The organism is Francisella noatunensis subsp. noatunensis, assembly GCF_009823375.1.
GTDB lineage: Bacteria > Pseudomonadota > Gammaproteobacteria > Francisellales > Francisellaceae > Francisella > Francisella noatunensis.
This window is the reverse complement of sequence record NZ_WBSX01000141.1, coordinates 1-3,894: the sequence shown is the minus strand read 5'-3', so window position 1 is coordinate 3,894 and position 3,894 is coordinate 1. Positions and strand designations below refer to the sequence as shown.

The following is a 3,894-nucleotide window of genomic DNA, read 5'->3' as shown; positions in this document are numbered from 1 at the left end:
CCTCATGTTTTAATCTACCACAAATAAGTTCCGGAGATATCTTCTTTTTTAACAAAGCTATTATTAGCTTTTTAACTTTACAGGATAGCTTATGATTATTTGAAGTTCTGCGGCTTTGATATAGCTTCTGTGCTATCTCAGCATTATAGTCACTATTTATACTAGTGCGATTAAGTTCCTTTTTTATAGCTCTTTCACTATAGCCAATTTTATTGGCTATTTGAGATGTTTGGTATCCTAATTTAAGTAATTCTTCTATACAATATCTATTTGAAAGAGTTAAGTGCTTTGGCATTTTTTAGTTCCTTATCGTTTATTTTAGTTTCGTCAAAACCTAATAAACTATATTTGGAACTCTCTTTCAACTATTTAAAACTTTCAGAATACAATCTAGCTTCTTTAAAGTACTACTTCACTTAGTAGAAAAGTAGGCGAGTAGATTAAAAATCAAGCTCAAATGATTCTTGCATATTTTTAATAAAATTATCAAGTTTAAGACTAACCAAAAAGTTCTGCAATCTTCGCCCACAACCGCCGTCAGCAATATTAATTAGAAAGCTAAACACTACCAAGTCTACTAATGATAGCTTAGAATTGAAGAAATACTCTTTTTCACCCAAATAATCTGCTATAGCCTTTAAGTCACGCTCAGCTTTTGAATAAATTTCATTATTGGTTAGGTTTGTAACACCAGCAGCCTTTAATTGGCGTAGAATATTTCTCTTTGCAACAGGATAAACTATACTCGCCATGGCCTTTGGTAGTTTAGTGGATTCTAGAAAATCCTTCTTCCATGTATAATTATCTTTATCAGCCCAACGACTATATACTCCAACCCAATACAAGCTATCCTCACATAGCCTTATAAATGCTGTAGATATGGCTTTTTGCTCAGAATTTAGATGCTCATCCAAATTATTATGATTTTGCTTATCCAACATTTCGATAATGAGATTGCTATCAGCAAATTTCTTCCCCATAGTCTCTATATATGGTATCTTACCTGTTGGTGACTTATTAAACTCCAAACTAAAATGATTCTGATAACTCAAATCAGTAGCTTTTAGATATAGTTCAAGTTTTAGACAAAAAGGACTACAGCTATAATTTCTGCCTTTTAACTTTGGTAACTGGTGTAAATGAATAATCATAATTTTCCTTCTTCATCAAAATTTATAATATTATGTACTGATGATCGTGATTGAGAATCCTCAAATTGTTCAGATACTATATTTTCTCTAACAACATCAGCCTTCTCAAATTCTGATATAACAATATCATCAAGCCTACCGTTTCTTATTACTATATATCCTCTAAATCTGTCATCAGATAATGAACTGTTATAGTCGAATGAATATACTCTATAAAAAACTAAACGCCTATTCTCAAGCTTAACATCTATTTTACGTAAACAAACAGTTTCATCTAGCAACTCTAAATCATATTTTGCCGTTGAACGTTGAGCAACATCTACAGCATATTCCTTATTTTTCATAAAATTACGCCATAAAAAGAAACATAATCCTAAAAAAATAATCGTATACAATGCTAACGACATATAACTACCTTGAAAATATCTTGTAAAATATCATTATATGTTAAAATCTACTCGTTAAAAACATACTTTTTGATCGCTTTGAAAATTTTAAAATACTTCTATGGTTCTTTCTTTGTAACTCTTGTTGGTATCGGTATTGCTATATTTATTTATCCAACTGCTCCATTAGAAACAATATACTCGGTATTAATTCTGGCCATACTTGAAATTTCTCTTAGTTTTGACAATGCCGTCATCAATGCAAAAATTCTTGGACAAATGTCACAAAAATGGCAAAAAATCTTTATCTACTTAGGTTTACCGATTGCCGTTTTTGGTATGCGTTTATTATTCCCAATTTTATTGGTAAGTGTCACAAGTGGTATTAATTTTACTAACGTAGTTACACTTGCTCTAAACGATCCTCAACAGTATCAAAATATATTAGAACATTCGATGCCCTATATTTGCAGTTTTGGTGGTAGTTTCTTACTTATGGTTTTTCTGAACTTTTTTCTCAGTGAAAATGAAGGTCATCATTGGATACCTATAATTGAGAACAATAGGATTACAAGAAAAATACGTGATTATAATGGTGGGTATATTCTATTTGCAATCTTTATTGGCTTAATAATCATCTATGATGCAGAACCTGATTATCAAGGCAGTTTAGCAATTGCTTACTTTTTTGGTATAGTTGTACATGAAAGCATTGGTATGCTTAACTCCATATTTGATACATCGCATATAGATAGTTCGACAGTTGCTCGCAACGGCATAATGGGATTTATTTACCTTGAAATAATAGATGCATCATTTAGTTTTGATGGTGTAATTGGTGCATTCGCTATTACAGCAAATATTATCATAATTATGATTGGTCTTGGTATTGGTGCAATGTTTGTAAGATCACTGACCATACTATTTGTAGAAAAGAAAACTCTGGCAAAATATATATATTTAGAACATGGTGCTCACTACGCTATTGGTTTTTTAGCAGCTGTACTATTACTAAAGATATTCGTTCATATTCCAGAATGGTTTAGTGGTTCTATAGGAATACTAGTATTGTTTATAGCATTTATTCACTCTGAAATATCTGCCAAAAAGTTAGAAAAGCAATAGCTCTAAGTCATCTACATTTCTAGCTATATATTTAGATAATTGTAACACTTTTTCTCTTTCAACATGTTTAAAATATGCTATGAACTTATTAACATAACCGCTTTCATATAGCTGATAATCTGTATAACCATCACCAACAGCTATAATATCACCATTTATCAAATCTTTGACTTTATCAAAAGCGCTTGACTTTGAATCACATGCTCCATTAGAGTTATCGAGAGTCTTAAAGCTTCTATCGTCATTCCAAACAATATCTACTGCAAATATATTGTCTCGTGGAATATGCAAATAATCTGCAAATAGCTCAATACTCTCCGTTAATCCACCACTAAAAATCCATATTTGATAACCTTTATTTCTAAGTGTTTCGATTATTTTTTGATACCACTTGTCAATAAATCAGGACAATACTTATCTGCAAAATCTTTGATACTTTGCTTTGTTGGACTTGCAATAGCTAATCTTCTTTCAAGAGATTCTCTAAAACAAATGTCTCCTTGCATACCTAAATTGGTAATATGCTCAATTTCTTTTAGCTTTGAAGGAGATTGTTTTAATAATGGCTCTAAGATTAACTCTAACGATTCTTTTTTAATCAATGTTGAATCAAAATCAAAAATTATATTTTTCATAAAATACTACTTTAAGTATACCCCATGCAGAGCTGGAGGAATTAGGATTGGTAAATATGCTTTATATACTAAACTTAAATCAGTTGCATTTAAATAGACAATATAAGTAAGTTTCTTGTCCGTATCGATAACATTTACAAATATAAAGACCATCATCTTCAGTTTGAGCTTGTGGATTAGCTATAAATATAGGTTCCGAGACATAATCATTTCCAAAGCAATATTCAATGATATCATTATTTGATAAATCTATTTTAATTATGCTATTAAAAAATTCTGCTTGAGTTGTACGCATAACTAGATAAGCATAACGATAGTTTTTTACTAGATATTTCTCATTAATCCTTGGAAACTCCACATTAAGAGCAGAAACAGTTTTTCTATCTATAGAATTACAACTAATATCAACAACCATTCGTGTTAGCTGTGTTTTTAGCCTACAATCATTACTCTCAATATTTTTAAAAGCTAGATTGTATTCTGAAAGTTTTAAATAGTTGAAAGAGAGTTCCAAATATAGTTTATTAGGTTTTGACGAAACTAAAATAAACGATAAGGAACTAAAAAATGCCAAAGCACTTAACTCTTTCAAATAGA

5 protein-coding genes and 1 pseudogene are annotated in these 3,894 nt (G+C 30.4%); 1 reads left to right on the top strand and 5 read right to left on the bottom strand.

The features are described from left to right. From F8C69_RS09430 to F8C69_RS09420, 3 genes are all read right to left on the bottom strand, one after another. Positions 1-295, bottom strand: a 295-nt coding sequence (locus tag F8C69_RS09430) for a helix-turn-helix domain-containing protein (protein ID WP_159184785.1), incomplete at its 3' end; no start/stop codon positions are given. Between the two features lie 145 nt (positions 296-440). After that, a complete protein-coding gene (locus tag F8C69_RS09425) occupies positions 441-1,148 on the bottom strand; it encodes a glutathione S-transferase family protein (protein ID WP_159184988.1) in 708 nt (235 codons plus the stop codon). Then, positions 1,148-1,558 (bottom strand): DUF3301 domain-containing protein, encoded by a 411-nt coding sequence (locus tag F8C69_RS09420; RefSeq protein WP_159184987.1) that lies wholly within the window; start codon positions 1,556-1,558, stop codon positions 1,148-1,150. The genes F8C69_RS09425 and F8C69_RS09420 overlap by 1 nt, the downstream gene beginning before the upstream one ends. A 78-nt stretch (positions 1,559-1,636) precedes the next feature. Between F8C69_RS09420 and F8C69_RS09415 the strand changes: the two genes are divergently transcribed. Continuing rightward, complete coding sequence (locus F8C69_RS09415) at positions 1,637-2,662, top strand: DUF475 domain-containing protein (RefSeq protein WP_159184986.1); 1,026 nt, start codon at positions 1,637-1,639, stop codon at positions 2,660-2,662. On the opposite strand, the pseudogene F8C69_RS09410 reads toward F8C69_RS09415, so the two are convergent. Beyond that, positions 2,648-3,297 (bottom strand): annotated as a pseudogene (locus F8C69_RS09410) (HAD-IB family phosphatase). The gene F8C69_RS09415 and the pseudogene F8C69_RS09410 sit on opposite strands and share 15 nt — an antisense overlap. Before the next feature lie 79 nt (positions 3,298-3,376). Continuing rightward, positions 3,377-3,894, bottom strand: a 518-nt coding sequence (locus F8C69_RS09405; RefSeq protein ID WP_201285311.1) for a carotenoid oxygenase family protein, incomplete at its 5' end; no start/stop codon positions are given.